This window comes from Lysobacter auxotrophicus, assembly GCF_027924565.1.
Lineage (GTDB): Bacteria > Pseudomonadota > Gammaproteobacteria > Xanthomonadales > Xanthomonadaceae > Lysobacter_J > Lysobacter_J auxotrophicus.
In genome coordinates this window covers 1,079,587-1,103,203 of sequence record NZ_AP027041.1, presented here as the reverse complement: position 1 = coordinate 1,103,203, position 23,617 = coordinate 1,079,587, and the positions used below count along the sequence as shown (strand labels likewise).

The 23,617-nt window shown below is 67.4% G+C and carries 19 protein-coding genes; 8 read left to right on the top strand and 11 right to left on the bottom strand.

Annotated features, from left to right (window positions below):
- Positions 1-14: 14 nt before the first annotated feature.
- The 4 genes from LA521A_RS05010 (at position 15) to LA521A_RS04995 (ending at position 4,425) form a co-directional block, all read left to right on the top strand.
- Positions 15-365 carry a hypothetical protein gene (locus LA521A_RS05010; RefSeq protein ID WP_281781234.1) on the top strand — a complete coding sequence of 117 codons (351 nt, stop codon included), beginning with the start codon at positions 15-17 and terminating at the stop codon, positions 363-365.
- 319 nt (positions 366-684) lie between these two features.
- Positions 685-2,760 carry an NADPH-dependent 2,4-dienoyl-CoA reductase gene (locus tag LA521A_RS05005; RefSeq protein ID WP_281781233.1) on the top strand — a complete coding sequence of 692 codons (2,076 nt, stop codon included), beginning with the start codon at positions 685-687 and terminating at the stop codon, positions 2,758-2,760.
- Between the two features lie 460 nt (positions 2,761-3,220).
- Positions 3,221-3,679, top strand: coding sequence for a cell wall hydrolase (locus LA521A_RS05000; RefSeq protein ID WP_115843805.1), 459 nt, complete (start codon positions 3,221-3,223; stop codon positions 3,677-3,679).
- 134 nt (positions 3,680-3,813) lie between these two features.
- Positions 3,814-4,425 (top strand): glutathione S-transferase N-terminal domain-containing protein, encoded by a 612-nt coding sequence (locus LA521A_RS04995; protein WP_281781232.1) that lies wholly within the window; start codon positions 3,814-3,816, stop codon positions 4,423-4,425.
- 69 nt (positions 4,426-4,494) lie between these two features.
- Here the strand turns inward: LA521A_RS04995 and LA521A_RS04990 are convergent, their stop codons facing one another.
- Complete coding sequence (locus tag LA521A_RS04990; protein WP_281781231.1) at positions 4,495-5,046, bottom strand: hypothetical protein; 552 nt, start codon at positions 5,044-5,046, stop codon at positions 4,495-4,497.
- A gap of 377 nt (positions 5,047-5,423) precedes the next feature.
- Between LA521A_RS04990 and LA521A_RS04985 the strand changes: the two genes are divergently transcribed.
- Positions 5,424-8,027 (top strand): TonB-dependent receptor plug domain-containing protein, encoded by a 2,604-nt coding sequence (locus LA521A_RS04985; protein WP_281781230.1) that lies wholly within the window; start codon positions 5,424-5,426, stop codon positions 8,025-8,027.
- Between the two features lie 69 nt (positions 8,028-8,096).
- Here LA521A_RS04985 and LA521A_RS04980 read toward each other — a convergent pair whose 3' ends face one another.
- The 7 genes from LA521A_RS04980 to LA521A_RS04950 all read right to left on the bottom strand — a co-directional run bounded on the left by LA521A_RS04980 (position 8,097) and on the right by LA521A_RS04950 (position 16,661).
- Positions 8,097-8,624, bottom strand: coding sequence for a gluconokinase (locus LA521A_RS04980; protein WP_281781229.1), 528 nt, complete (start codon positions 8,622-8,624; stop codon positions 8,097-8,099).
- A 92-nt stretch (positions 8,625-8,716) separates the two neighbouring features.
- On the bottom strand, positions 8,717-9,868 hold the full coding sequence (gene prpC / locus LA521A_RS04975; protein WP_281781228.1) for a bifunctional 2-methylcitrate synthase/citrate synthase: 1,152 nt from the start codon (positions 9,866-9,868) through the stop codon (positions 8,717-8,719).
- A 247-nt stretch (positions 9,869-10,115) separates the two neighbouring features.
- Positions 10,116-11,003, bottom strand: coding sequence for a methylisocitrate lyase (prpB, locus tag LA521A_RS04970; protein WP_281781227.1), 888 nt, complete (start codon positions 11,001-11,003; stop codon positions 10,116-10,118).
- Positions 11,004-11,518: 515 nt separating this feature from the next.
- The gene (prpE, locus tag LA521A_RS04965; protein WP_281781226.1) at positions 11,519-13,411 is read right to left on the bottom strand and encodes a propionate--CoA ligase; all 1,893 of its coding nucleotides are present in this window, start codon (positions 13,409-13,411) and stop codon (positions 11,519-11,521) included.
- 142 nt (positions 13,412-13,553) lie between these two features.
- Positions 13,554-14,537 carry a malate dehydrogenase gene (locus tag LA521A_RS04960; protein ID WP_281781225.1) on the bottom strand — a complete coding sequence of 328 codons (984 nt, stop codon included), beginning with the start codon at positions 14,535-14,537 and terminating at the stop codon, positions 13,554-13,556.
- Between the two features lie 109 nt (positions 14,538-14,646).
- A complete protein-coding gene (locus LA521A_RS04955) occupies positions 14,647-15,852 on the bottom strand; it encodes a pyridoxal phosphate-dependent aminotransferase (RefSeq protein WP_281781224.1) in 1,206 nt (401 codons plus the stop codon).
- 311 nt (positions 15,853-16,163) lie between these two features.
- The gene (locus LA521A_RS04950; RefSeq protein ID WP_281781223.1) at positions 16,164-16,661 is read right to left on the bottom strand and encodes a peptidylprolyl isomerase; all 498 of its coding nucleotides are present in this window, start codon (positions 16,659-16,661) and stop codon (positions 16,164-16,166) included.
- Between the two features lie 204 nt (positions 16,662-16,865).
- On the opposite strand from LA521A_RS04950, the gene typA reads away from it, so the two are divergent.
- From typA to LA521A_RS04935, 3 genes are all read left to right on the top strand, one after another.
- Positions 16,866-18,695, top strand: coding sequence for a translational GTPase TypA (gene typA / locus LA521A_RS04945; protein WP_281781222.1), 1,830 nt, complete (start codon positions 16,866-16,868; stop codon positions 18,693-18,695).
- Between the two features lie 32 nt (positions 18,696-18,727).
- Entirely contained in the window at positions 18,728-19,195 is a 468-nt protein-coding gene (locus LA521A_RS04940) for a DUF2127 domain-containing protein (RefSeq protein WP_281781221.1), read from the top strand.
- A gap of 62 nt (positions 19,196-19,257) precedes the next feature.
- Complete coding sequence (locus LA521A_RS04935) at positions 19,258-20,913, top strand: amidase (protein WP_281781220.1); 1,656 nt, start codon at positions 19,258-19,260, stop codon at positions 20,911-20,913.
- A 64-nt stretch (positions 20,914-20,977) separates the two neighbouring features.
- Here LA521A_RS04935 and LA521A_RS04930 read toward each other — a convergent pair whose 3' ends face one another.
- The 3 genes from LA521A_RS04930 to rplQ all read right to left on the bottom strand — a co-directional run bounded on the left by LA521A_RS04930 (position 20,978) and on the right by rplQ (position 23,567).
- On the bottom strand, positions 20,978-22,366 hold the full coding sequence (locus LA521A_RS04930) for a class II 3-deoxy-7-phosphoheptulonate synthase (RefSeq protein WP_281781219.1): 1,389 nt from the start codon (positions 22,364-22,366) through the stop codon (positions 20,978-20,980).
- A gap of 117 nt (positions 22,367-22,483) precedes the next feature.
- Complete coding sequence (locus tag LA521A_RS04925; protein ID WP_281781218.1) at positions 22,484-22,987, bottom strand: disulfide bond formation protein B; 504 nt, start codon at positions 22,985-22,987, stop codon at positions 22,484-22,486.
- Between the two features lie 205 nt (positions 22,988-23,192).
- Positions 23,193-23,567 (bottom strand): 50S ribosomal protein L17, encoded by a 375-nt coding sequence (gene rplQ / locus LA521A_RS04920; protein ID WP_115843833.1) that lies wholly within the window; start codon positions 23,565-23,567, stop codon positions 23,193-23,195.
- Between the last annotated feature and the right edge of the window lie 50 nt (positions 23,568-23,617).

Below are 23,617 nucleotides of genomic sequence, written 5' to 3'. Positions count from 1 at the left end.
TCAGGAGTGGACGAATGAAACGATTCCTTGCCGTGTTCCTGGGCTCCCCCGCCTCCATGGACGCCTGGAAGGCCCTGCCCGAGTCCGAACGCAACCGCCGCGAAGCCGACGGCATGAAGGCCTGGGGCGACTGGGTCCGCAAGCACGAGGCCGCGTTCGTCGACCACGGCTCCCCGCTGGGGAAGACCAAGCGCATCGCCGCCAAGGGCATCGGCGACGTGCGCAACGAGCTGGCCGCCTGGACGGTGGTCGAGGCCGAATCGCACGACGCGGCGGCCAGCATGTTCGAAGGCCATCCGCACTTCTCCATCTTCCCCGGCGATGCGGTGGAAGTGATGGAGTGCCTGCCGATGCCGGAGGGGTGAGGCGAGCCGCTACGCGGGCACTGCCGCGTGGCTTGCCGAACGCCCGGCCACAGATGGCCGGGCCGGGCGCTCCGGAGCTGACAGCGTGACGCCATGGATGGCAGTGGTGCGCTCATCGCTGAGAAGCTGCATCGGTACCTGCCACGCACCGCCACGGGCCGCCAGAGACCACGGAGTGCCCTGCCCCGGGTGCACTTCGCTTACCCGGGCTACAAAAGCAGGCGTTCGCCCACTCGTCGCGTCCGGCTTGAAGCCGCCCCGCTTTCCCGGCATCGTGCCGGCTTCCGTACGCCAGCGTACATATCGACGAATCCCGCCGATGACGGCCGCCAGCCCCCTGAGTTTCGATCCCGCCGCGACGCGCGAAATCGAACCGCACCCGCTCTACCCGCACCTCTTCGCGCCCCTGGACCTGGGCTTCTGCACGCTGCCCAACCGGGTGCTGATGGGCTCCATGCACACGGGGCTGGAGGACAAGGCGGCGGACTTCCCGAAGCTCGCCGCCTACTTCGCCGAACGCGCGGCCGGTGGCGTCGGGCTGATCGTCACCGGCGGGTTTTCGCCGAACCTCGCCGGCTGGCTCAAGCCGTTCGGCGGGACGATGCGCTTCCCCTGGGAAGTGCGCCGCCACCGGCAGGTCACCGGCGCGGTGCACGCACATGGCGGGCGCATCTGCCTGCAGATCCTCCACGCCGGCCGTTACGGCTACAGCCCGCTGCAGGTGGCGCCGAGCCGGCTCAAGGCGCCGATCAACCCGTTCACCCCGCGTGCCCTGTCGGCCGGCGGCGTGGAGCGGCAGATCCGGGCGTTCGTCCGCAGCGCCACGATGGCGCGCGAAGCCGGCTACGACGGCGTCGAGGTCATGGGCTCGGAGGGCTACCTGCTCAACCAGTTCACCGCGCCGCGCACCAACAAGCGCCGCGATGCCTGGGGCGGCGATGCCGGCAAGCGCATGCGCTTCGCGGTGGAGATCGTCCGCCGCATCCGCGAGGCCTGCGGGCCGGACTTCATCATCGTCTACCGGCTCTCGATGCTCGACCTGGTCGACGACGGCTTGGCGTGGGACGAGGTCGTGCAGCAGGCCCTCGCCATCGAGGCCGCCGGCGCGACGCTGATCAACACCGGCATCGGCTGGCACGAGGCGCGTGTGCCGACCATCGCCACGTCCGTGCCGCGCGCGGCCTTCACCGGGATCACCGCGCGCCTGAAGCCGCACGTCGGCGTGCCGCTGGTGACGACCAACCGCATCAACATGCCCGAGGTCGCCGAAGGCGTGCTCGCGCGCGGCGAGGCCGACATGGTCTCGATGGCGCGGCCGCTGCTGGCCGACCCGCAGTGGGTCAACAAGGCCCGCGAGCGTCGCGCGCTCGACATCAATACGTGTATCGCGTGCAACCAGGCGTGCCTGGACCACGTGTTCGAGAACAAGACGGCGAGCTGCCTGGTGAACCCGCGTGCCTGCGCGGAGACCGAACTCAACTACGTGCCGACGTCCGCTCCCAAGCGCATCGCCGTGGTCGGCGCCGGCCCGGCCGGGCTCGCGGCCGCGACGGTCGCCGCCGAGCGCGGACATCGCGTGACGCTGTTCGAGGCCACCGGCGAGATCGGCGGGCAGTTCAACCTCGCCAAGCGCATCCCCGGCAAGGAGGAGTTCCACGAAACGCTGCGCTACTTCGGCCGGAAGCTGGAGCAGACCGGCGTCGACGTACGCCTGGGCACGTACGCCGACGCCGCAACGCTGGCGGGCTTCGATGCCGTGGTGCTGTCGACCGGCATCCGCCCGCGCGAGGTGGACTTCCCGGGCGCGGACCACGCGAAGGTCGTCAGCTATCTCGACGTCCTCAGCGGGCGCGTCGTGCCGGGCCGGAAGGTCGCGGTGGTCGGCGCGGGCGGCATCGGGTTCGACGTGGCCGAATTCCTGGTCGAACGCGGCCCCAGCGCCGCTCTCGATCCCGCCCGCTGGCGTGCCGAATGGGGCGTCGACCTGGGCTACGACGGCAACCGCGGCGGCCTGACGGCGCCGGCGCCCGAAGCGCCCGCGCGCGAGGTCTGGCTGCTGCAGCGCTCCGCCGGCCGACCCGGCGCGCGCCTGGGCAAGACGACGGGCTGGATCCACCGCGCCACGCTCAAGGCGAAGAAGGTCCGGATGCTCGGCGGCGTGGAATACCTCGGCGTCGACGACGAGGGCTTCCACGTGCGCGTGGATGGCAGCGAGCAGGTGCTGGACGTGGACCACGTGGTGATCTGCGCCGGCCAGGAGCCCTTCAAACCGCTGGCGGCGGAACTGGCGACGCTGGGCGCGACGGTGCACGTGATCGGCGGTGCGGACGTCGCCGCGGAGCTGGACGCGAAGCGCGCCATCGCCCAGGGAAGCCGCATCGCGGCCGCTTTGTGACGAAATGCGCAGCCCTTGCGGGATAAGGGCTGCAGGGGTGTTGCGGGCCTCCTGACGCAGCCCGCTTCCACTCTCGCCCTGGCCTCCCCGCTTCGAAGCTGAACAGGCGTTCGGGAATTTGGTGGCCGGAAGGTGCGGCCGAATCCCGTTTCGATACAAAGAGTTGCGATCGGCCGGAGGAATTTCCAGCCGGATCGCAGAGGCCCGGTCAAGCCCCCTGTATTCACCCGGTGTTTATCTTGGCGCCGCTACCTTGCGCCAACTTTTTCGGCCACCCCTCTTGGTGGCGACCCTCGCCGGCCGCGCATCCCAGCTTTCGCGCGGATTTGGTGAATGGGCAAAAGCGCGCCGCAGAGTGCGCTGCCCTCCCCAGTACGCCATGCCGGTTCGTGCCGTGGCCCGCCTCCTTCCTGGAAGCGGCCACGAAGCGGACGGGCGCAACGGAGCAAGGAGTTATTAGATGAAACTGGCTTGGATCCTGTGGCTGGCCTCCGTGCTTCCGCCACAAACCGCCGACTCGCTGTGCCTGAGCACCACCGTCTACCTGGAAGCGCGCGACCAGTCGGTCCGCGGCCAGAAGGCGGTCGCCGAGGTCGCCCTGCGTCGCCGCGACAGCGGGCTGTGGGGCAACACCGTCTGCGACGTGGTGACCGCGCGCAAGCAGTTCGCCCCCACCCTGGTGTCGCCGGGCACGCGCCTGAGCAACACCGACGCCTGGGCCGAGGCCGTCACCATCGCCCTCGACGCCGAACGCAACTGGGCGCTGCCGCCCGGCGAGCGCAAGGAAATCGTGCCCGGCGCGAGCCACTTCGCCGCGCACGCGATCGCCAGCCCGTCGTGGCGCACCGCGTACCAGGTGGCGACGATCGGCGACCACACCTTCTATAAGGTGCAATCGCTCAAGCCGCGTCGCTCCTGACGCGGCTTAAGCGCACGCCCGCGACTATTTCGCGCGTGCGCCCCGGACAATGATCTGTTGCATGCGGCGGCGTTGAGCCGCCCTCGCCGCGTCGGCGATAGTGTCGGGATCCGCTGTCCCACGAAGGATTCCGCATGAAGCTCTACACCAAGCCCGGCGCGTGCTCGACCGCCGACCACATCGCGCTGCAGTGGACGGGCCAGCCGTTCCAGCTGGAGATCCTCGACAAGGATTCGATGAAGGCGCCCGCCTTCCTCGCGATCAATCCGGCCGGCGCCGTGCCGGCGGTGGTCGACGGCGATTTCGTGCTGACGCAGAACGCCGCGATCATGGGCTACATCGCCGACTCCTTCCCCGAGGCCGGCCTCGCCGGCGACGGCAGCCCGCGCCAGCGCGCCGAGGCCGCCCGCTGGCTGGCGTTCGTCAACTCCGACCTGCATCCGGCCTTCAAGCCGCTGTTCGGCCCGGGCGCCTTCATCGGCGACGAGAGCCAGTACGAGGCCGTGAAGGTCGCCGCCCGCAAGCGCCTGCGTGCCCTGTTCGAGACGGCCGACCGCCAGCTCGCGGGCAAGCAGTGGATCGCCGGCTTCCGCAGCTACGCCGACCCGTACCTCTACATCACGCTGCGCTGGGCGCAGGGCCTGGGCATCGACCTGACGGGCCTGGACCACCTGGCCGCGTTCAAGGCCCGCATGGAAGCCGACCCGGCGGTGCAAAAGGCACTGAAGATCGAAGGCCTCGCGTAAACGACGCGACGGCACGAACGCACGAAGGCGGCTCCGGCCGCCTTCGTGCTTCTGGGAACGCGGGCCGCCTCAGGCTTGCGCGAGCGTCCGGAAGCGGCGCTCCATCTCGGCGGCGAAGGCCGAGTCGCGCGCCTTCGACAACGCCGTGCTGAAGTCCGGCAGCAATGCGACCAGCTCACCCACGTCGGTGCAGCGCTCGACCTTCAACTGAAGGAAGTAACCGCGCAGGCCCAGGTGCTCGCGCACGGTGTCCGACATCAATGTGTACAGCGCCGAATAGCCCGACGCCGCGGCGGACGATACGGCAGCCGCGGGCGCCCCGAAGACCGGCACGTTGCCTTCCGTCGGCGGTGCGGGTGCGGGACGCGCGGAATCGCGGATCGTCGCGGCGGCAGCGGCGGCGAGGCTTTGCGGGACGGCGATCAGCCCCAGCGTTTCCAGCTGCTGGAGCGCATCGTCCGGCGATTTCAGCCCGGCCATCACGCCGCGCAGCTGCGCGACGTTGCGCTGCCCGTCCACCATCAGCAGGATCGACCGCAGCCCGTTGGGCAGCTTCAGCGCGCGACTGAGGATCTCGTCGCGGCCGGCTTCGGTCTTGTTCGGCACTTCGTCGTCGCGCATGGTTCCCCCCGGACCATTGGCTGCGAAAGCCGCCCGACTATGCCACGGTTGCCGGCGGCCTGCGCGGACGGCGGTCAAGGCTACAGAGCGCCGCGACTTTGCCGATCTTGGCGCCAAGGCGGGTCGCGCCGGCTGCCGTGCGGCGTTCGACATCGACCGGACCACACCGCGCGCATCGCGCCTTCGCGCACGATCGACTGCAAATCACGCGACATCACGCAACACACATCGTGTCGGTGCGCATGCGATGCGCGCTGCGTTCTTTCCGATACGACTGTCGCCATGACGTTCCTTCATTTCGGGCGTCGAAAGGCGCGTGCCCTACTGTGCCGCCCTCACACCACGTTTCCCGCATGCGCAACGTCGCACCTCTGGCCATGGCGATCGCCCTGGCACTCGCTCCAGCAATCCTCTTCGCGCAGACCACCGACAACGGCAAGACGCTCGACGCCGTGGTCGTCACCGGTTCCAACATCAAGCGCACCGACGCCGAAGGGCCGAGCCCGGTGCAGGTGATCGATCGCGTGCAGTTGGAACAGTCCGGCAAGCAGACCGTCGCCGACGTGCTGCGTTCGATCTCCGCCAACACCGGCAACGCGTACAACGAGACGTACAACAACGGATGGGCGTCGGGCGCGGCGGGCATCGGCCTGCGCGGCCTGTCGCAGAAGAACACGCTGGTGCTGCTCAACGGCAGACGCCTCGCGAACTACGGCTTTCCGCAGGGCGGGCTGTCGGACACCTTCGTCAACCTCAACGCGCTGCCGCTGGTCGCGGTGGAACGCATCGAAGTGCTGAAGGACGGCGCGTCGGCCGTGTACGGCTCCGACGCGGTCGCCGGCGTGGTCAACATCATCACGCGCCAGAACGCGAGCGGACTGGAGATCGGCGCCGACGTCGGCACCTCCACCGAAGGCGGTGCGGACCAGCATCACGTCACGCTCGTCGGCGGCACGGGCGATCTCGACGCGGATCGCTACAACGTGCTGTACAGCTTCGAGTACTTCAAGCGCGATCGCCTCGACCAGGACGAACGCGACCTGACGAAGTCGGGCATCTACAGCGACCAGCCCGGCGGCCGATGGAACGGCTGGTCGGCGAAGGGCGCACGTCTGCTCGGCGCGAACGGCGCATCGATCCCGTTGCTCGACGCCAACGGCAACTGCCCGGACGGCACGGTGCTCACCGCCAGCGCGCCGATCGACGGCCGCGCCGGCAACACCTGCGCGTTCAACCTCGCGCCGTACACGACGCTGATCCCCGGCACCGAGCGCTACCAGGCGTACGTCGCCGGCACGTACCGCATCACCGACGACGTCGAGGCGTTCGGCGAAGCGCTTTACAGCTACATCCGCGGCGATTCGATCTTCGGCTCCAGCCCGTACTTCACGCTGGAAAGCGGCCGCTTCGCGCTCAACGCCGACTCCGGCCTGGCCGAACCGGTCCCGGCCGTGCTGCCCGCCGGCAATCCGTACAACCCGACGGGCGTCGATACGCCGATCGAATACACGTTCTTCAACCTCGGCCAGTCCAACAAGATCAACACTTCGCGTTTCTACCGCGTGCTCGGCGGCGTGCGCGGCCGCACCGAACGCTGGGATTGGGAAACCGGCGTGTTCACCTCGCGCAGCACCGAGCGCGAGACCGTCACCGCCGGTTTCGCGAACCGCTTCGGCCTTGCCGCGGCGCTGCGGGATGGCACCTACAACCTGCTCGACCCGTCGGCTACGCCGCAGTCGGTGCTCGACTCGATCAACCTGAGCACGGTGCGTCCGGCCGAATCCGAGCTCAACGGCGTGGACTTCAAGTTCAGCGGCAACCTCTTCGACCTGCCGGCCGGCAGCGTCGGCTTCGCCGCGGGGGCGGAATGGCGACAGGAGAAGCTGCAGTCGACCAATCCGTGGCAGATCGACGCGGGACTTCAGATCCGTCCTGCGATCGCGGAAGTCGACGGCAAGCGCGACGTGAGCGCGTTGTACGCCGAGTTCAACGTGCCCGTCGCGACCGGTCTGGAATTGCAACTGGCCGGACGCGGCGACTATTACAGCGACTTCGGCGATGCGTTCTCGCCCAAGGCAAGCTTGCGCTGGCAACCGCTGGACTGGCTGCTCGTGCGCGCCGCGGCGTCGCGCGGTTTCCGCGCGCCGTCGCTGTCGGAGAACGCGAACAGCACCAACATCTCGTACGGCGCCGTCGTCGATCCCTACGATCCCGACCTGCCGAACTCCACGCAGCGCCCGACGTTCTTCACCGTCGGCAACAGCGACCTGGATCCGGAACGCACGCGCAGCTACAACCTCGGCTTCGTGGTGTCGCCGCTGGCCGACACCAGCATCAGCGTCGACTACTACCGCATCAAGCTCGACAACCTGATCGGCACCAGCAACACCACCGCCATCGTCAATCGCAACGATCCAGCCGACGTGATCCGCGACGCCGACGGCAAGCTCGTCGCGATCTACAACCGCTACCAGAACCTGAGCGAGCTTCAGACCAGCGGCTTCGATGTCGAACTGAGCCACCGCTGGCGCACGGCGTCGGCAGGCGACTTCAACCTGTCGAGCGTGTACACGCACGTGCTGGAGTACAAGCGACCGGCGACCGTCGGCGGCCCCAGCGTGGACTACGCGGGCAGCAACCTCGGCCCCGCGCTGCCGCGCAACAAGGCGACGACGACGCTGGGCTGGGATGTCGGCGAGGTGAGCACCAGCCTCACCTGGTACTACACCGGCGGCTACGACCAGCGCACCGTCACCGGCGCGAACATCCCGACGCGCGTCGACGCAGGCAACCAGTTCGACCTGTACTTCGGTTACAAGGGCTTCGAAGGCTGGACGCTGTTCGCGAAGGTGCAGAACGTGTTCGACGAGGAGCCGCCGTACGATCCGGCCGGTTTCGCCGGCCTGCGCGTGCCGTACGAGATCACGCAGTACGACCTGCGCGGCCGTTACGTGACGGTGGGTTTCGACTACAGGTTCTGACGCATCGCGCCGGTCGCGCAGCGACGCCCGCATCGTGCACGCGATGCGGGCGTTCTTGTGCGGCGGTTCCTACCGCGATTCCAGCGCCGCGATCACGCGCTCGAGCACCTGCGCGGGCGAGCCGTCGGTCTGCACGGCGATCACGTCGGGCTCGAAGGTCGGGATCTGCAACGCCTCGAACTGGCTCGCCAGCAAGGTGGCGGACATGAAATGGTCGGTGCGCGCGGCCAGTCGCGCCGCGATGGCCGCGGGCGCCGCATGCAGGAAGACGAAGCGGATCGCAACGCCGCTGTCGCGCAGGCGTTGCCGATGCACCGCGCGCAGTCCGGAGAACGCCAGCACCGTCGACCTGCCCCGCTCCGCATGACGTTGCAGTTCGCGCGCAAGCGCGGCGACCCAGGGTTCGCGTTGTTCGTCGGTGAGCGCGATGCCGGCCTGCATCTGCGCGCGTGCGTCGATCGAATGAAAATCGTCGGCGTCGAGGAAGTCGTAGTCGTAATGCCCGGCGAGCCCGAGCGCGACCGTCGTCTTGCCGCTGCCGGACACGCCGGTGACGACGATGGCGTTCGGTTCGACGCGGGCGGGCTCATTGCGCATGCGTCGAGCTTAGTACGGAACCTGCCACGATAAGGAAAAAGGCCGCGCGATGCGCGGCCTTTCCGGTGCTGCGTGACGCTGCGGTCAGACACTCAGCGCTGGTCGATCGCCACGTACTCGCGATCTTCGGGACCGGTGTAGTTCGCGCTCGGGCGGATGATCTTGCCGTCCTCGCGCTGCTCGATCACGTGCGCGCTCCAGCCGGTGGTACGCGCGATGACGAACAGCGGCGTGAACATCGGCGTCGGGATGCCCATCATGTGATAGGCCGACGCGCTGTACCAGTCGAGGTTCGGGAACATCTTCTTGGTGTCCATCATCAGGTTCTCGATGCGCTCGGACACGTCGAACAGCGTCTTGTTGCCGCCGTCGTCGCAAAGCTTGCGCGAGAGTTCCTTGATGATCGGGTTGCGCGGATCGCCGATGGTGTACACCGGGTGGCCGAAGCCGATGATGATTTCCTTCCTCTCCATGCGCGCGCGGACGTCGGCCTCGGCGTCGTCGGCCGAACCGTAGCGCGCGATGATGTCCATCGCCACTTCGTTCGCGCCGCCGTGCTTGGGGCCGCGCAGCGCGCCGATCGCGCCGGTGATGCACGAATGCAGGTCCGAACCGGTGCCGGCAATCACGCGCGCGGTGAAGGTGGACGCGTTGAATTCGTGTTCGGCGTACAGGATCAGCGACTTGTCGAGCGAGTCCGCGTGCAGCTGCGAGGGCTCTTCGCCGTGCAGCAGGTGCAGGAAGTGCGCGGCGACCGAATCGTCATCGGTTTCCACGTCGATGCGACGGCCGTTGCGGGTGAAGTGCCACCAGTACAGCAGCATCGAGCCGAAGCTGGCGATGAGCTTGTCGGCGATGTCGCGCGCTTCCGACGCCGGATGACCCTCCCGCTCCGGCAGCACGGTGCCGAGCACGGAGCAGCCGGTGCGAAGCACGTCCATCGGATGCGCGTTGGCGGGCACCAGTTCCAGCGCTTCGGACACGATCGCCGGCAGGCCGCGCAGGCGCTTGAGCTTGGCCTTGTACTGCTTCAGCTGCGAGGCGGTCGGCAGCGCGCCGTGCACGAGCAGGTGCGCGACTTCCTCGAAGGTCGACTTCGTCGCCAGGTCGTGGATGTCGTAGCCGCGGTAATGCAGGTCGTTGCCGCTGCGGCCGACGGTGCACAGCGCGGTGTTGCCCGCGGCGGTGCCGCTCAGCGCGACGGATTTCTTGGCCTTGGGCAGGACCTGGGTGGTGTCGGTCATCGGGTTTCTCCTCGTGCGTGGTGCGGCCGGCATGTCCGGTCGGACCGGGGTGCGACGTTGACAGGATCAGAGGGTGACAGCGGGGATCGATTCGAACAAAGCCAGCCTGCGACGAACCGGTCGCAGCCGACCGTGGTGGGCCGGATCGCGCCCGCCACGGTCGCAGGGCGGACGGACGCGCCGGCGGAGATGGGGACAGGGGGACTCACGTCGAAGGCCCTGTACGCTCCGTCGGCCGACCCTTTCCTTACTTCTTGCCGCTGGCGAACAGCGCGTCGAGCTTGTCCTCGTAGGCGTGGTAGCCCAGGAAGTCGTACAGCTGCGCGCGCGTCTGGAGCGTGTCGACGATGTTCTTCTGCGTGCCGTCGCGGCGCACGGTCTCGTAGAAGTTCAGCGCCGCCTTGTTCATCGCGCGATACGCGCCGCAGCAGTACAGCGCGATGTCGACGTTCGCATCGCGCAGCTCGTCGGTGGTGAAGAACGGCGTGGAGCCGAACTCGGTCAGGTTCGCCAGGATCGGCACCTTCACCGCGGCCTTGAACTTGCGGTAATCGTCGAGCGAATTCATCGCTTCGGGGAAGATCATGTCGGCGCCGGCTTCGACGTACGCGACGGCGCGCTCGATGGCGGCGTCCAGGCCTTCGGTCGCGGCGGCATCGGTGCGCGCCATGATCACGAAGCCCGCGTCGGTGCGGGCGTCGACGGCGGCCTTCACGCGGTCGACCATCTCCTCCTTCGGCACGACTTCCTTGCCAGGACGATGGCCGCAACGCTTCTGCCCGACCTGATCCTCCATGTGCACGGCGGCCACGCCGACGTTGATGAAGGAGCGGATCGTGCGCGCGATGTTGAACGCGCCGCCCCAGCCGGTGTCGATGTCGACCAGCAGCGGCATCTGGGTGGCATCCACGATCCGGCGGGCGTCGGTGAGGACGTCCTCCATCGTGCTGATGCCCAGGTCCGGCATGCCCAGCGAGTTGGCGGCGACGCCGCCGCCGGACAGGTAAAGCGCCTTGTAGCCGGTGCGCTTGGCCATCAGGCCGGCGTAGGCGGTGATGGCGCCCATCACCTGCAAGGGGGTTTCTTCGGAGAGCGCGGCGCGGAAACGGGCGCCGGCGGAGTTCGACTGGTTCATGGCGTCTCCTGGTGAGACGGACATTTTAGCCGACGGGGCGTGGCGGCCGGTTTGCCCTGCGCCTTCATCCCGTTGAAGCGGCGGCTTTCAGCCCCTCTCCCCTCGGGAGAGGGGTTGGGGTGAGGGGCAACGAAGGGGCGGCGTTGAAGGGCCGATGCGGGGCAGCGCTTCGCTGTTGCGTTTCGGAGATCAAGATGGGTTCCAGCTTTCGCTGGAATGACGGCATCAGGGCTGATGGGCTATGGGCCTGGGTCCCGGCCTTCGCCGGGATGACGATCAGGTGGTTAGCCCCTCTCCCCTCGGGAGAGGGGTTGGGGTGAGGGGCGACGAAGCGACGGCGTTGAAGGGCCGATGCGGGGCAGCGCTCCGCTGTTGCGTTTTGGAGATCAACATGGGCTCCAGCTTTCGCTGGAATGACGGCATCGGCGCTGATGGGCTACGGGCCTGGGTCCCGGCCTTCGCCGGGATGACGGCCAAGGCGCGGCACGTTAACAAGCGCGCGCGGGGACCTGCCCTCACCCACCCGCATCCGCTCCGCGCTCCAGCGCGCGCTTCACTTCCTCCAGCGCGCCCGGATCGTCCAGGGTCGACAGATCGCCCGGGTCGCGGCTTTCTGCCAGCGCCTGCAGGGAGCGCCGCAACAACTTGCCCGAACGCGTCTTCGGCAGCGCATTCACCACGTACACGCGTGCGGGTTTCGCGACGCCACCCAGCTGCTCGACCACGCGCTGCTGCATGCCGGCAGCCGCGTCGGACGCCGACTCGTCCTGCCGCTTGAGCGTCGCGAACACCACCGGCACCTGGCCTTTCAATTCGTCGTGCACGCCGATCACCGCCGCTTCGGCGACACTGGGATGCGTCGAACAGGACTCCTCGATCTCGCGCGTACCCAGGCGATGGCCGGCGACGTTGATGACGTCGTCCGTGCGGCCGAGGATGAACGTGTAGCCGTCCTCGTCGCGGATCGCCCAGTCCAGCGAGCTGTAAAGCAGTTCCTTGAAGTGGCTGAAATAGCTCGAGAGGAAGCGCGCGTCGTCGTTCCACACCGTCGTCAGGCAGCCCGGGGGCAGCGGCGGTTCGATCACCAGCACGCCCTTGGTTCCGGCCGGCACGTCTTCGCCGGTGACGTCGTCGATCACGCGCAGCCGGTAGCCCGGCGTCGGCAGGCCGGGCGAGCCGAACTTCACCGGTTTCAGGTCCAGGCCCGGCATCAGCGACAGCACCGGCCAGCCGGTTTCGGTCTGCCAGTAGTTGTCGATGATGGTCTTGCCGATGCCGTCGGTGATCCACTGCGCCGTCGGTTCGTCCAGCGGTTCGCCGGCGAGGAACAACCACTGCAGCTTCGACAGGTCGTGTTTCTTCAGGAACGAAGCGTCCTGCTTCTTCAGCACGCGGATGCCGGTGGGCGAGGAAAACATCGTGCGAACGCCGTACTGCTCGCAGATGCGCCACCACACGCCGGGATCGGGATTCGTCGGCAGGCCTTCGTACAGCACCGACGTCGCGCCGGCGATCAGCGGGCCATACACGTTGTAGGAGTGCCCCACCGCCCAGCCGACATCGGACGTGGAAAACATCACCTGCCCTGCGCGCACGTCGTAGATCGACCACATCGACAGCGCGAGCGCCACGGCATAACCGCCGACGTCGCGCTGCACGCCCTTGGGCTTTCCCGTGGTGCCGGAGGTGTAGAGCAGATAGCTCGGCTCGTTCGATTCGAGCCATTCGACGTCGACTTCCGCGCCGTCGTACTGCGCGCGCAGCGGTGCGTAATGTTCATCGCGCCCTTCGACCACGGCGTGACCGGGATCGAGTCCGCGCTCGACGATCAGCACCTTCGGCGGCGGCGATTTCGCGGCACTGCATGCGGCGTCGACGAGCGGCTTGTAGGGAATCACCTTGCCGCCGCGCATGCCGGCATCGGCGCAGATCAGCAGCTTCGGCGTGGCGTCGTCGATGCGCAGCGCAAGGTTGTGCGCGGCGAATCCGCCGAACACCACCGAATGCACCGCGCCGATGCGCGCGCAGGCGAGCATCGCGAACACCGCCTCGGCCATGTTCGGCATGTAGATGACGACGCGATCGCCGCGCCCGACGCCGAGCGCACGGAGGATGGCAGCGAAAGTATTCACTTCGCGATGCAGCTGGCGGTAGGTGATCTCGCGCGTGACGTCGGTTTCGCTGGAAATCGCAACGAGCGCGAGCTGGTCGGCACGCTCGGCCAGATGGCGATCGACGGCGTTGAAACATAGGTTGGTCTCGCCGCCGGCGAACCACTTGCGGAACGGCGGGTTCGAGTAATCGAGGATCGTTTCCGGCGCCTTGTTCCAGTGGATCGCCCTCGCCTGCTCGCCCCAGAACTCCTCGGGTTGCTCGATGGAGCGGCGATGGAAGTCTTCGTACTTCATGGCGATGCCTCCGACGACGATGTGTCGAGGCTAGCGCCGCGCAGGGAAGGAGCGCGTTACGACCTTGGTCGAAACCGCACGCCCGAAACGCAACGGGGCGGCCCTGAGGCCGCCCCGCGGTGCAACACGACTGCGCGATGGATCAGAGCAGGTGCGCGACGCCCGAACGCTCTTCTTCCAGCTCGGCCAGCGTCTTGTCGATGGCCTTCTGGCTGAAGTCGTCGACCGGCAGGTCGCGCACCATCGTGTACTCGCCGTTCTCGGTCGTCACGGCGAAGCCGAACATCACGTCCTTCGGGATGCCGTAGCTGCCGTCGGACGGGATGCCCATCGTCACCCACTTGCCGTTGCTGCCCAGCACCCAGTCGCGGACGTGGTCGATGGCGGCATTGGCGGCCGAGGCCGCCGACGAGAGGCCGCGCGCTTCGATGATCGCCGCGCCGCGCTTGCCGACCTTCGGGATGAACTCGTTCGCGTTCCAGTCGGCGTCGTTGATCTTGTCCTTCAGCGACTGGCCGTTGACGGTGGCGAAGCGGTAATCCGGGTACATGGTCGGGCTGTGGTTGCCCCACACGACCAGCTTCTCGATATCGCCGACGGCGACGCCGGCCTTGTTCGCCAACTGCGACAGCGCGCGGTTGTGGTCCAGGCGCAGCATCGCGGTGAAGTTCTTCGCCGGCAGGTCCGGCGCCGACTTCATGGCGATGTAGGCATTGGTGTTGGCCGGGTTGCCGACGACAAGCACCTTCACGTTGCGCGAGGCGACCTTGTTCAGCGCGGCGCCCTGGGCGGTGAAGATCTTCGCGTTCTCCAGCAGCAGGTCCTTGCGCTCCATGCCCGGGCCGCGCGGACGCGCGCCGACGAGCAGGGCGATGTCGGCGTCCTTGAACGCGACTTCGGCGTCATCGGTGCCGACCATGCCGACCAGCAGCGGGAACGCGCAGTCTTCCAGCTCCATCATCACGCCCTTGAGCGCGGCCTGGGCCTTCTCCATCGGCAGCTCGAGCATCTGCAGGATGACGGGCTGGTCCTTGCCGAGCATTTCGCCGGAAGCGATGCGGAACAGCAGCGAGTAGCCGATCTGGCCGGCAGCACCGGTGACGGCAACGCGGACGGGGGTTTTCATGGTGGAACTCCGAGAATGGGGAATCGAAAATCGGGAATCGTCAAACACGCCGGGTGACCGGGAACGGGGCGGGCTCTTTCGATTCCCGATTCCCTATTCCCGATTCCCGTCACTGCAGTTCGGCAAAGAACTCCTGGAACCGCTGCAGGCCCGGAGCGAGCTGCGGCGTCGGGCAGGTGTAGCTGATACGCAGCGCGCGCGGCTCGCCGAAGGCCGAGCCCGGCACGCAGGCCACGCCCTTGGTTTCCAGCAGCGCGTTGCAGACATCGACATCGTTGTTGATCTTGATGCCGCTGGGGCCGTGCGTCTTGCCGAAGGCGACGCTGATGTCGGGGAACACGTAGAACGCGCCCTGCGGACGCGGGCAGACCACGCCGGGAATGGCGTTCATCACCGCCATCACCTGGTCACGCTTGGCCTGGAATTCCTCGCACTTCTGCGTGGGGACGTCCTGCGGGCCGTTGAGCGCGGCGACGGCAGCGGCGTTGACCACTTCCGGCACGTTGGTGATGTGGTTGGAGTTCATCGTCACCAGCGCCTGCGCGACGACTTCCGGACCGGCCATGAAACCCACGCGCCAACCCGGCATGCCATAGGTCTTCGACAGCGAGTCGAGGAAGATCACGCGATCGCGCAGCTCGGGGCGCGAATGCACGAAGTTGTGGTAGCCGATGCCGTCGAACACCATGCGGTTGTAGATGTCGTCGGTGATGATCCAGGTGTCCGGATACTTCGCGACGATGTCGGCGAGCGCGTCGATCTCTTCCTTCGTGTACACCATGCCCGTCGGGTTGGACGGGTTGTTGAACAGGAAGACCTTCGGCTTCTTCGCCAGCGCGGCGTCGAGCTGCTCGGGCTTGAGCTTGTAGTTCTGCTCCGGCGGGCACGGCAGCAGGTCGATCTTCGCGCCGACGATCTCGGCGATGTCGAGGTAGCTGGTCCAGTACGGCGTCGGGAAGGCGATGGTGTCGCCTTCGTCGAGCAGCGCTTCGGCGAGGTTGTAGATGACGTGCTTGGCGCCGATGCCGGTGGCGCAGTTGACGCGGCCGTAACCGGTCAGGCCGATCTTCGCCATGTGCTCGACGAAGGCGTCCAGCAGCGCGTCGGGACCGCGGTTGCTGCCGTACTGGCCGCTGTCTTTCGACAGCGCCTCGCGGGCGGCGGCGTAGACGTGCTCGCCGGGCAGGAAGTTGGGAACACCGATCGAGAAGCTGATGATGTCGCGGCCTTCGGCCTTTAGCCGCTTGGCCTTCTCGGCAACCTGCATGATCGCGCTGGGCTTGGCGCGACCGATGCGCCGGGCAAGCTGGGGCATCGCGGAACCTCGTGGGAGTCGGATGTGGGGTTGCGCTCGCGGTCGGATCGGTCCGCTGGTCGGCGCAGGAAACACGCCGCGAACGTCGGCCATCGAGCCTTTGGATGTTAACACGCGGGGCCCGCGTGCCTGCCGGCTGCGGATGCGAAAACGCCCGCCTCGGCAAGCCGGGGCGGGCGTTCGATTCATGACGCCGGAACCAGTCCAAGCCCCTTTAGTAAAGGGGCTGCGCGGCAGCGCGGGGATTTGGAAGCCGTGCCGCGGGCCCAAGGTTCGTGCAGCGAACTTTGGGGGTAACCGGCTTCAGCTGGTTACCGCGCGTCGAGCGTCTTGTTCCATTCGGCCACGCGGTCGGCCTTCGCGGCGAGCACGCCGGCGGCGTCGCCTTCGATCTTCACCGACTTGATCGTGTCGCCCTGCTTCACGCTGTCGACGATCTGCTGGCCTTCCAGCACCTTGCCGAACACCGTGTGCTTGCCGTCCAGCCACGGGCACGGGACGTGGGTGATGAAGAACTGGCTGCCGTTGGTGCCCGGGCCGGCGTTGGCCATCGACAGCACGCCGCGCTCGTGGCTCAGGCCGTTGCGCGTTTCATCCTCGAAACGGTAGCCCGGGCCGCCGGTGCCGGTGCCCTGCGGGCAACCGCCCTGGATCATGAAATCGTTGATGACGCGGTGGAAGCTCAGCCCGTCGTAGAAGCCGCGCTGGGCGAGGTTGACGAAGTTGGCGACGGTCAGGGGCGCCTTGTCGGCGGCCAGTTCCACGCGGATCGGGCCGCGCTCGGTGTCGAAGGTGGCGATGAGGCTCATGAATCCGTCTCCTGGACGTTTCGGGGGAAATTTGGGGATGGAACGCAAACAACCGCTTCGCCGTTCAGATGGCGGCGCCGGGACCCCTTCACAAGGGGCGCCAGACCGCTCGCCGGCCGGTTGGCTGAACAAGCAACGGCAAAGTTTGACAGGTATAATATTCGGCTACCCCTCGCTCGAGCGCCGGTCTGCCGGCCTGTCCGCATGTCCATCGAACGCCTGCGCAATATCGCCATCGTCGCCCACGTCGACCATGGCAAGACCACCCTCGTCGACTGCCTCCTGAAGCAGTCCGGCACCCTTTCCGAGCGTACCGTGCTCGCCGAGCGCGCGATGGACAGCAACGACCAGGAAAAGGAACGTGGCATCACGATCCTCGCCAAGAACACGGCGATCACCTGGCAGGGCAACCGCATCAACATCGTCGACACCCCGGGCCACGCCGACTTCGGCGGCGAGGTCGAGCGCGTGCTGTCGATGGTCGACTCGGTGCTGATCCTCGTCGACGCGATGGACGGCCCGATGCCGCAGACGCGCTTCGTGACGCAGAAGGCGTTCGCGATGGGCTTCAAGCCGATCGTCGTGGTCAACAAGATCGACCGTCCGGGCGCGCGTCCGGACTGGGTCATCGACCAGGTGTTCGATCTGTTCGACAAGCTCGGCGCCACCAACGAGCAGCTCGACTTCCCGATCGTGTACGCCTCGGCGCTGCACGGCTACGCCAGCCTCGACGACGCGGCGCGCTCGGGCGACATGACCCCGCTGTACGAAGCGATCATGAAGCACGTCGCGCCGCCGCAGGTGGACGAGGAAGGCCCCTTCCAGATGCGCATCAGCCAGCTGGACTACAGCAACTTCGTCGGCCTGATCGGCATCGGCCGCATCCAGCGCGGCAAGGTCAGGAAGAACATGCCGGTGAGCGTGGTCGGCCGCGACGGCAAGAAGCGCCAGGGCAAGATCGTGCAGGTGCTGGGTTTCATGGGCCTGGAGCGCATCGAGACCGAAGAGGCCGGCGCCGGCGACATCGTCGCCATCGCGGGCATCACCGATCTGTCGATCTCCGACACCGTGTGCGCGCTCGACGCGCCCGAAGCGCTGCCTGCGCTGACGGTCGACGAGCCGACCATCAGCATGACCTTCCAGGTGAACAACTCGCCGTTCGCCGGCCACAAGGATTTCAGCGGCGGCAAGTTCCTCACCAGCCGCCAGCTGCGCGAGCGCCTTGAGCGCGAGATGCTGCACAACGTCGCGCTGAAGGTCGAGGAAGGCTCCGATCCGGACAAGTTCCTGGTGTCGGGCCGTGGCGAGCTGCACCTGTCGGTACTGATCGAGAACATGCGCCGCGAAGGCTTCGAGCTGGCCGTGTCGCGTCCGGAAGTGATCATCAAGGAAATCGACGGCCAGCTGATGGAGCCGATCGAGCAGCTGGTGGTCGACATCGAAGAGCAGCACCAGGGCGGCGTCATGGAGAAGCTCGGCATCCGCAAGGGCCAGCTGAAGAACATGGAGCCGGACGGCAAGGGTCGCGTGCGCCTGGACTACATGATCCCGGCGCGTGGTCTGATCGGGTTCCAGAACGAGTTCCGCACCCTGACGCAGGGCTCGGGTCTGCTGTTCCACGTGTTCGACCATTACGGTCCGAAGGAAACCGGCGCGATCGCCAAGCGCCTCAACGGCGTGATGATCGCCAACGCCCCGGGCGTCACCCCCGCCTACGCGCTGGGCCCGCTGGAAGAGCGTGGCCGCCTGTTCGCCGCCGAAGGCGACAACGTGTACGAAGGCCAGCTGGTCGGCATCCATTCCAAGGACAACGACCTCACCGTCAACGCGATCAAGACCAAGCCGCTGACCAACATGCGCGCTTCGGGCAAGGACGACGCGATCAAGCTGACGCCGGCGATCAAGTACTCGCTGGAGCAGGCGCTGGACTTCATCGAAGACGACGAGCTGGTCGAAGTCACGCCGAAGGAAATCCGCCTGCGCAAGAAGCAGCTGACCGAAAGCGATCGCAAGCGCGCCTCGCGAGCTGCCTGAACCAACGGGGCGTCGCCGTGTCTGACGAGGGCATGACCGACGCCCATTACAACCCGGATCCGCATGCGCATCCGGGTTTGCATCTCATCGCGATCTTCGAGGCCGGCAAGGGCCTGCTGGCCTTTGCCGCCGCCTTCGGCCTGGAACTGCTCGGGCCCGAACCGCTCCTGCGCTGGCTGCGCGAGCTGACGCTGCGATTCCAGATCAGCACCGAACACGGTGCGCTGGCGTGGCTGTCCAATGCGATCAATCCCGACAGCGTGCACCTTGCCGCGGCGCTCATCTTCGCCTACGGCGTGCTGCGCATGGTCGAAGCCTGGGGCCTGTGGCGCGTGAAGGTCTGGGCCTCGTGGCTGGGTTGCCTCAGCGCCGCGATCTACCTCCCGCTCGATCTCTACGCCCTCTTCCGCCATCCGGGCTGGATGTCCGTCGCCGTGCTGGCGGTCAATTTGATCGTCGTCGCAGTGCTGGCACGCGACATCCGCAAGCGTCGCGACTGAGGCGCCCGCGCCAACCTGAATGACGTATCCTCCGGTCAGCCACCTGCGACCGGGGAATCGCAATGCGCTCTTTGATCGTCAAGACGTTGCCGCTGGCGACGCTGCTCGCGCTGCTGCCTGCCTGCCACCGTGCCGATGCGCCCGGAACCGCCCGGGCCAGCGACACCACTGCCTCCGCAAAACCTGCCGCGCCTGCGGCCGCGCCGAGGGACGGCTTCGCATTCGCGGAGGTGGGCATCGACGAGCTGCAGGCACGCATGGGTCGCGGCGAACTCACCAGCCATGCGCTCACGCAGGCCTACCTCGATCGCATCGCCGCGATCGACGACGCCGGCCCCACGCTCAATGCGGTGATCGAACTCAATCCGGCCGCGCTGAAGGAAGCCGACGCACTCGACGCCGAGCGCAAGGCCGGGCGCGTGCGCGGCCCGCTGCACGGCGTGCCGGTGCTGCTGAAGGACAACATCGACGCCACGCCGATGGCCAACTCCGCCGGCTCGCTCGCGCTCGCCTCGCACCATCCGCGCACCGACGCCTTCGTCGTCGCCCGCCTGCGCGAGGCCGGCGCGGTGATCCTGGGCAAGACGAACCTCAGCGAATGGGCGAACTTCCGCTCGTCGCGTTCGAGCTCCGGCTGGAGCGCGCGCGGCGGACAAACGCGCAATCCCTACGCGCTGGATCGCTCGCCCTGCGGCTCCAGTTCGGGCAGCGGCGCAGCGGTGGCGGCAAGCCTCGCGGCCGCCGCCGTCGGCACCGAAACCGACGGCAGCATCGTGTGTCCGTCCTCGGTCGCGGGCCTGGTGGGCATCAAGCCGACCGTGGGACTGGTGAGCCGCAGCGGCATCATCCCGATCTCGCACAGCCAGGACACGGCCGGGCCGATGGCGCGCAGCGTCGCCGATGCGGCGATCCTGCTGTCGGCGATGGTCGGTCGCGACGAAACGGACGCGGCAACGTCCGAAAGCACCGGCCGCGCGATCTTCGACTACCACGCGCGCCTCAATCGCGACGGACTGCGCGGCGCGCGCATCGGCGTGCTGCGCAAGTCGATGGGCTTCCATCCGGCCGCCGACGCCGCGCTGGAGCGCAGCCTGGAGGCGATGCGGCAGGCTGGCGCCGAAATCGTCGACGTCGAGCTGCCGACCGCCGGGCAATGGAACGATGCGGAAATGGACGTGCTGCTGTACGAGTTCAAGCACGGCTTGAACGGCTATCTGTCGCGCAGCGGTGCGCCGGTGAATTCGCTCGCGGCGTTGATCGAATACAACCGCAGGAACGCGCAGACCGAGATGCCGTTCTTCGCGCAGGAGTTGTTCGAGCGCGCGCAGGCAAAGGGCACGCTGGACGAGATGGCCTACATCGACGCGCGCAGCAAGGCGCGACGACTGGCCGGCGCGGAAGGTCTTGAAGCCGTGCTGTCGGCCTCGACACTCGATGCGATCGTCGCGCCCGCCACGGCGCCGGCCTGGTTGATCGACCCGGTCAACGGCGATCACTTCCTTGGCGAAGGCTATGGCGCCGCGGCGGTCGCGGGCACGCCGAGCATCACGGTGCCGATGGGCGATTACTTCGGGCTGCCGATGGGCATCGTCTTCATGGGTGCCGCGTGGAGCGAGCCGCGGCTGATCGAGCTTGCCTACGCGTTCGAGCAGAAAACGAAGGCGCGCAAGGCGCCGCAGTTCCTCGCGACGGCGCCGCTGCGCACCACGAAGGGCTGACGTCCGCCCTAACGAAAAGGCCTCTGCGCGAACGCAGAGGCCTTCAAGCCATCGACTGTAGCTCTCAGGCCGGTGCGGCGATCTGCGCCTGCTTGCGCACGATCAGCATCGCGATCTCCAGCGCCTGTTCGTAGTTCAGGCGCGGATCGACCGTCGACTTGTACGCGCGTTCCAGATCGCTCTCGGTCAGCTCGCGCGCGCCACCCAGGCACTCGGTGACGTCTTCGCCGGTGAGTTCCAGATGCGCGCCGCCCAGGCGCGTGCCCGCGGCGGCATGCAGCTCGAATGCCTGCTCCAGCTCGCTGCGGATGTTGCGGAAACGGCGCGTCTTGTAGCCGTTGCTCGTGCTTTCCGTGTTGCCATGCATCGGATCGCAGACCCACAACACACGGCGACCGTCGCGACGCACGGCGTCGAGCAGCGGTGGCAGCTTCTCGGCAATGCCGGTCGCGCCCATGCGATGGATGAAGGTCAAACGGCCCGGTTCGTCTTCGGGGTTGAGCAGGTCGATCGTGCGCAACAGCTGGTCGGGCGTGACGGACGGACCGACCTTCAACGCGATGGGGTTGCGGATGCCGCGGAAGTACTCCGCGTGTGCGCCATCGACCTGCGCGGTACGCATGCCGATCCACGGATAGTGCGTGCTGAGGTTGAACCAGCCCCAGTGGCGCGGCACCTGGCGCGTCAGCGACTCTTCGTACGGCAGCAGCAGCGCTTCGTGCGAGGTGTAGAAGTCGACGCGGTTGAGGTTGTGGACCTCGCTGCCGGACAGCGTCTCCATGAAGCGCACGGCGTCGCCGATGGCCGTGACCATGCGGCGGTATTCGTCGGCGAGCGGCGAATGGCCGACCCAGCTCAGGTTCCAGTATTCGGGGTGATGCAGGTCGGCGAAGCCGCCGTCGATCAGCGCCCGGACGAAGTTCATCGTCATCGCCGAGCGGGCGTGGGCCTTGATCATGCGGCGCGGATCGGGCGTGCGCGACTCGGGCGTGAACTCCGGAGCGTTGACCATGTCGCCGCGGTAGCTGGGCAGCGTGACGTCGCCGATCGTCTCGCTGTCGGCCGAACGCGGCTTCGCGTACTGGCCCGCGAAACGACCGACGCGCACGACCGGCTTGCGCAGGCCGTGCACCAGCACCAAGCTCATCTGCAGCAGGACCTTGAGCCGGTTCGAGATGACGTCGGAACGGCAGCCGTCGAACGTCTCTGCGCAATCGCCGCCCTGCAGCAGGAACCGCTTGCCTTCCTGCGCTTCGGCGAGCTGCTGCTTGAGCGACAGGATCTCCCACGACGTCACCAGCGGCGGCAACGTGCGCAGCTCGGCGAGCGCATCGTCGAGCGCCTGCGCGTCGGGATACTGGGGCAACTGCATCGCGGTGCGGTTGCGCCAGGACTGGGGCGACCAGTCGGCGGGCAGGTTCACGGCGCGGAGGGTGCGGTCGGACGTAGGCATGACACGATGCTGCAATGCGGCGAACCACTATGGGCGCTCGTCGGGCGGGCTGCAACCGTTACAGCGGCAACCTAGCCGGGCGCCCCTCACGGGTCCGGGATATCGGGTAGAACGCGCTCAGCCGCGGCGAAAGGCCGCGACCCCCGCCCACAGTGCGAGCAGCACGAACCAGATCAGGCTCCACCACGGCATCGAGAGGCCCAGGAAGGTCCAATCGATATCGCCGCAGTTGCCGGTAGCCGTCATCACCTTGCGCACGACATCCCACGTCGACATGGTTTCGCGCATGAACGACAGCGGCGCGCCGCACGAAGCGAAACCCGGAGGCTGCATCTGCACCCACACGTGTCGGCCGGCGATCGCGATGCCGGCAATGGCGGCGATCAGCGCGCCGATGCCGTAGCCCACGCGCGCGCCACGGCTCCTCGGGCCGTGCAACGCACCCAGCAGGAAGACGATACCCAGCGCCGCGAATGCGAAGCGCTGGAAGATGCAGAGGTTGCACGGCTCCAGGCCATCGTGCAGCTGCAGGTAGATCGCGTAGGCCAGCAAGCCCGCGCACGCGAGGAAGCCGAGGAAGAACTGCAGGCGGAACGAGCCGCGCTTCGGATGAGTCGTCATGGCCGGAGAGCTTAACCGCCCTTCCCGCCCAAGTGCACGACCGCCGCACGGCTGCCCGCACGCGATGCACGTTTCGCCGCAGATGCGATGCGTCGAACGCTCTGGACCGTATCCGCCTCGCGGGAACCGCAAAAACAAAACCCCGGCCTGGGCCGGGGTTTTGCGGGATCGTTCGTTTGCGACCGGGGTCGCTCACGCCGGCGGATTACTCCGCAGCGGCTTCCGGACGATCGACGAGTTCGACGTACGCCATCGGCGCATTGTCGCCAGCGCGGAAACCGCACTTGAGGATGCGCAGGTAACCACCCGGACGCGCCTGGTAACGCGGGCCGAGCGTGGTGAACAGGGTGCCCACGGCTTCCTTGTCGCGCAGGCGCGAGAAAGCGAGGCGGCGGTTGGCGACGCCGTCGACCTTGGCGAGCGTGATGAGCGGCTCGGCAACGCGACGAAGTTCCTTCGCCTTGGGCAGCGTGGTGCGGATGATGCCGTGCTTGATCAGCGACGCGGCCATGTTGGTGAACATCGCATCGCGATGGGCGCTGGTACGGCTGAACTTACGGCCGGCTTTCTGGTGGCGCATGGTGGTGATTCCTGTTGAATGTTGAAACGCTGGAGTTCGCTGTCGCCTTC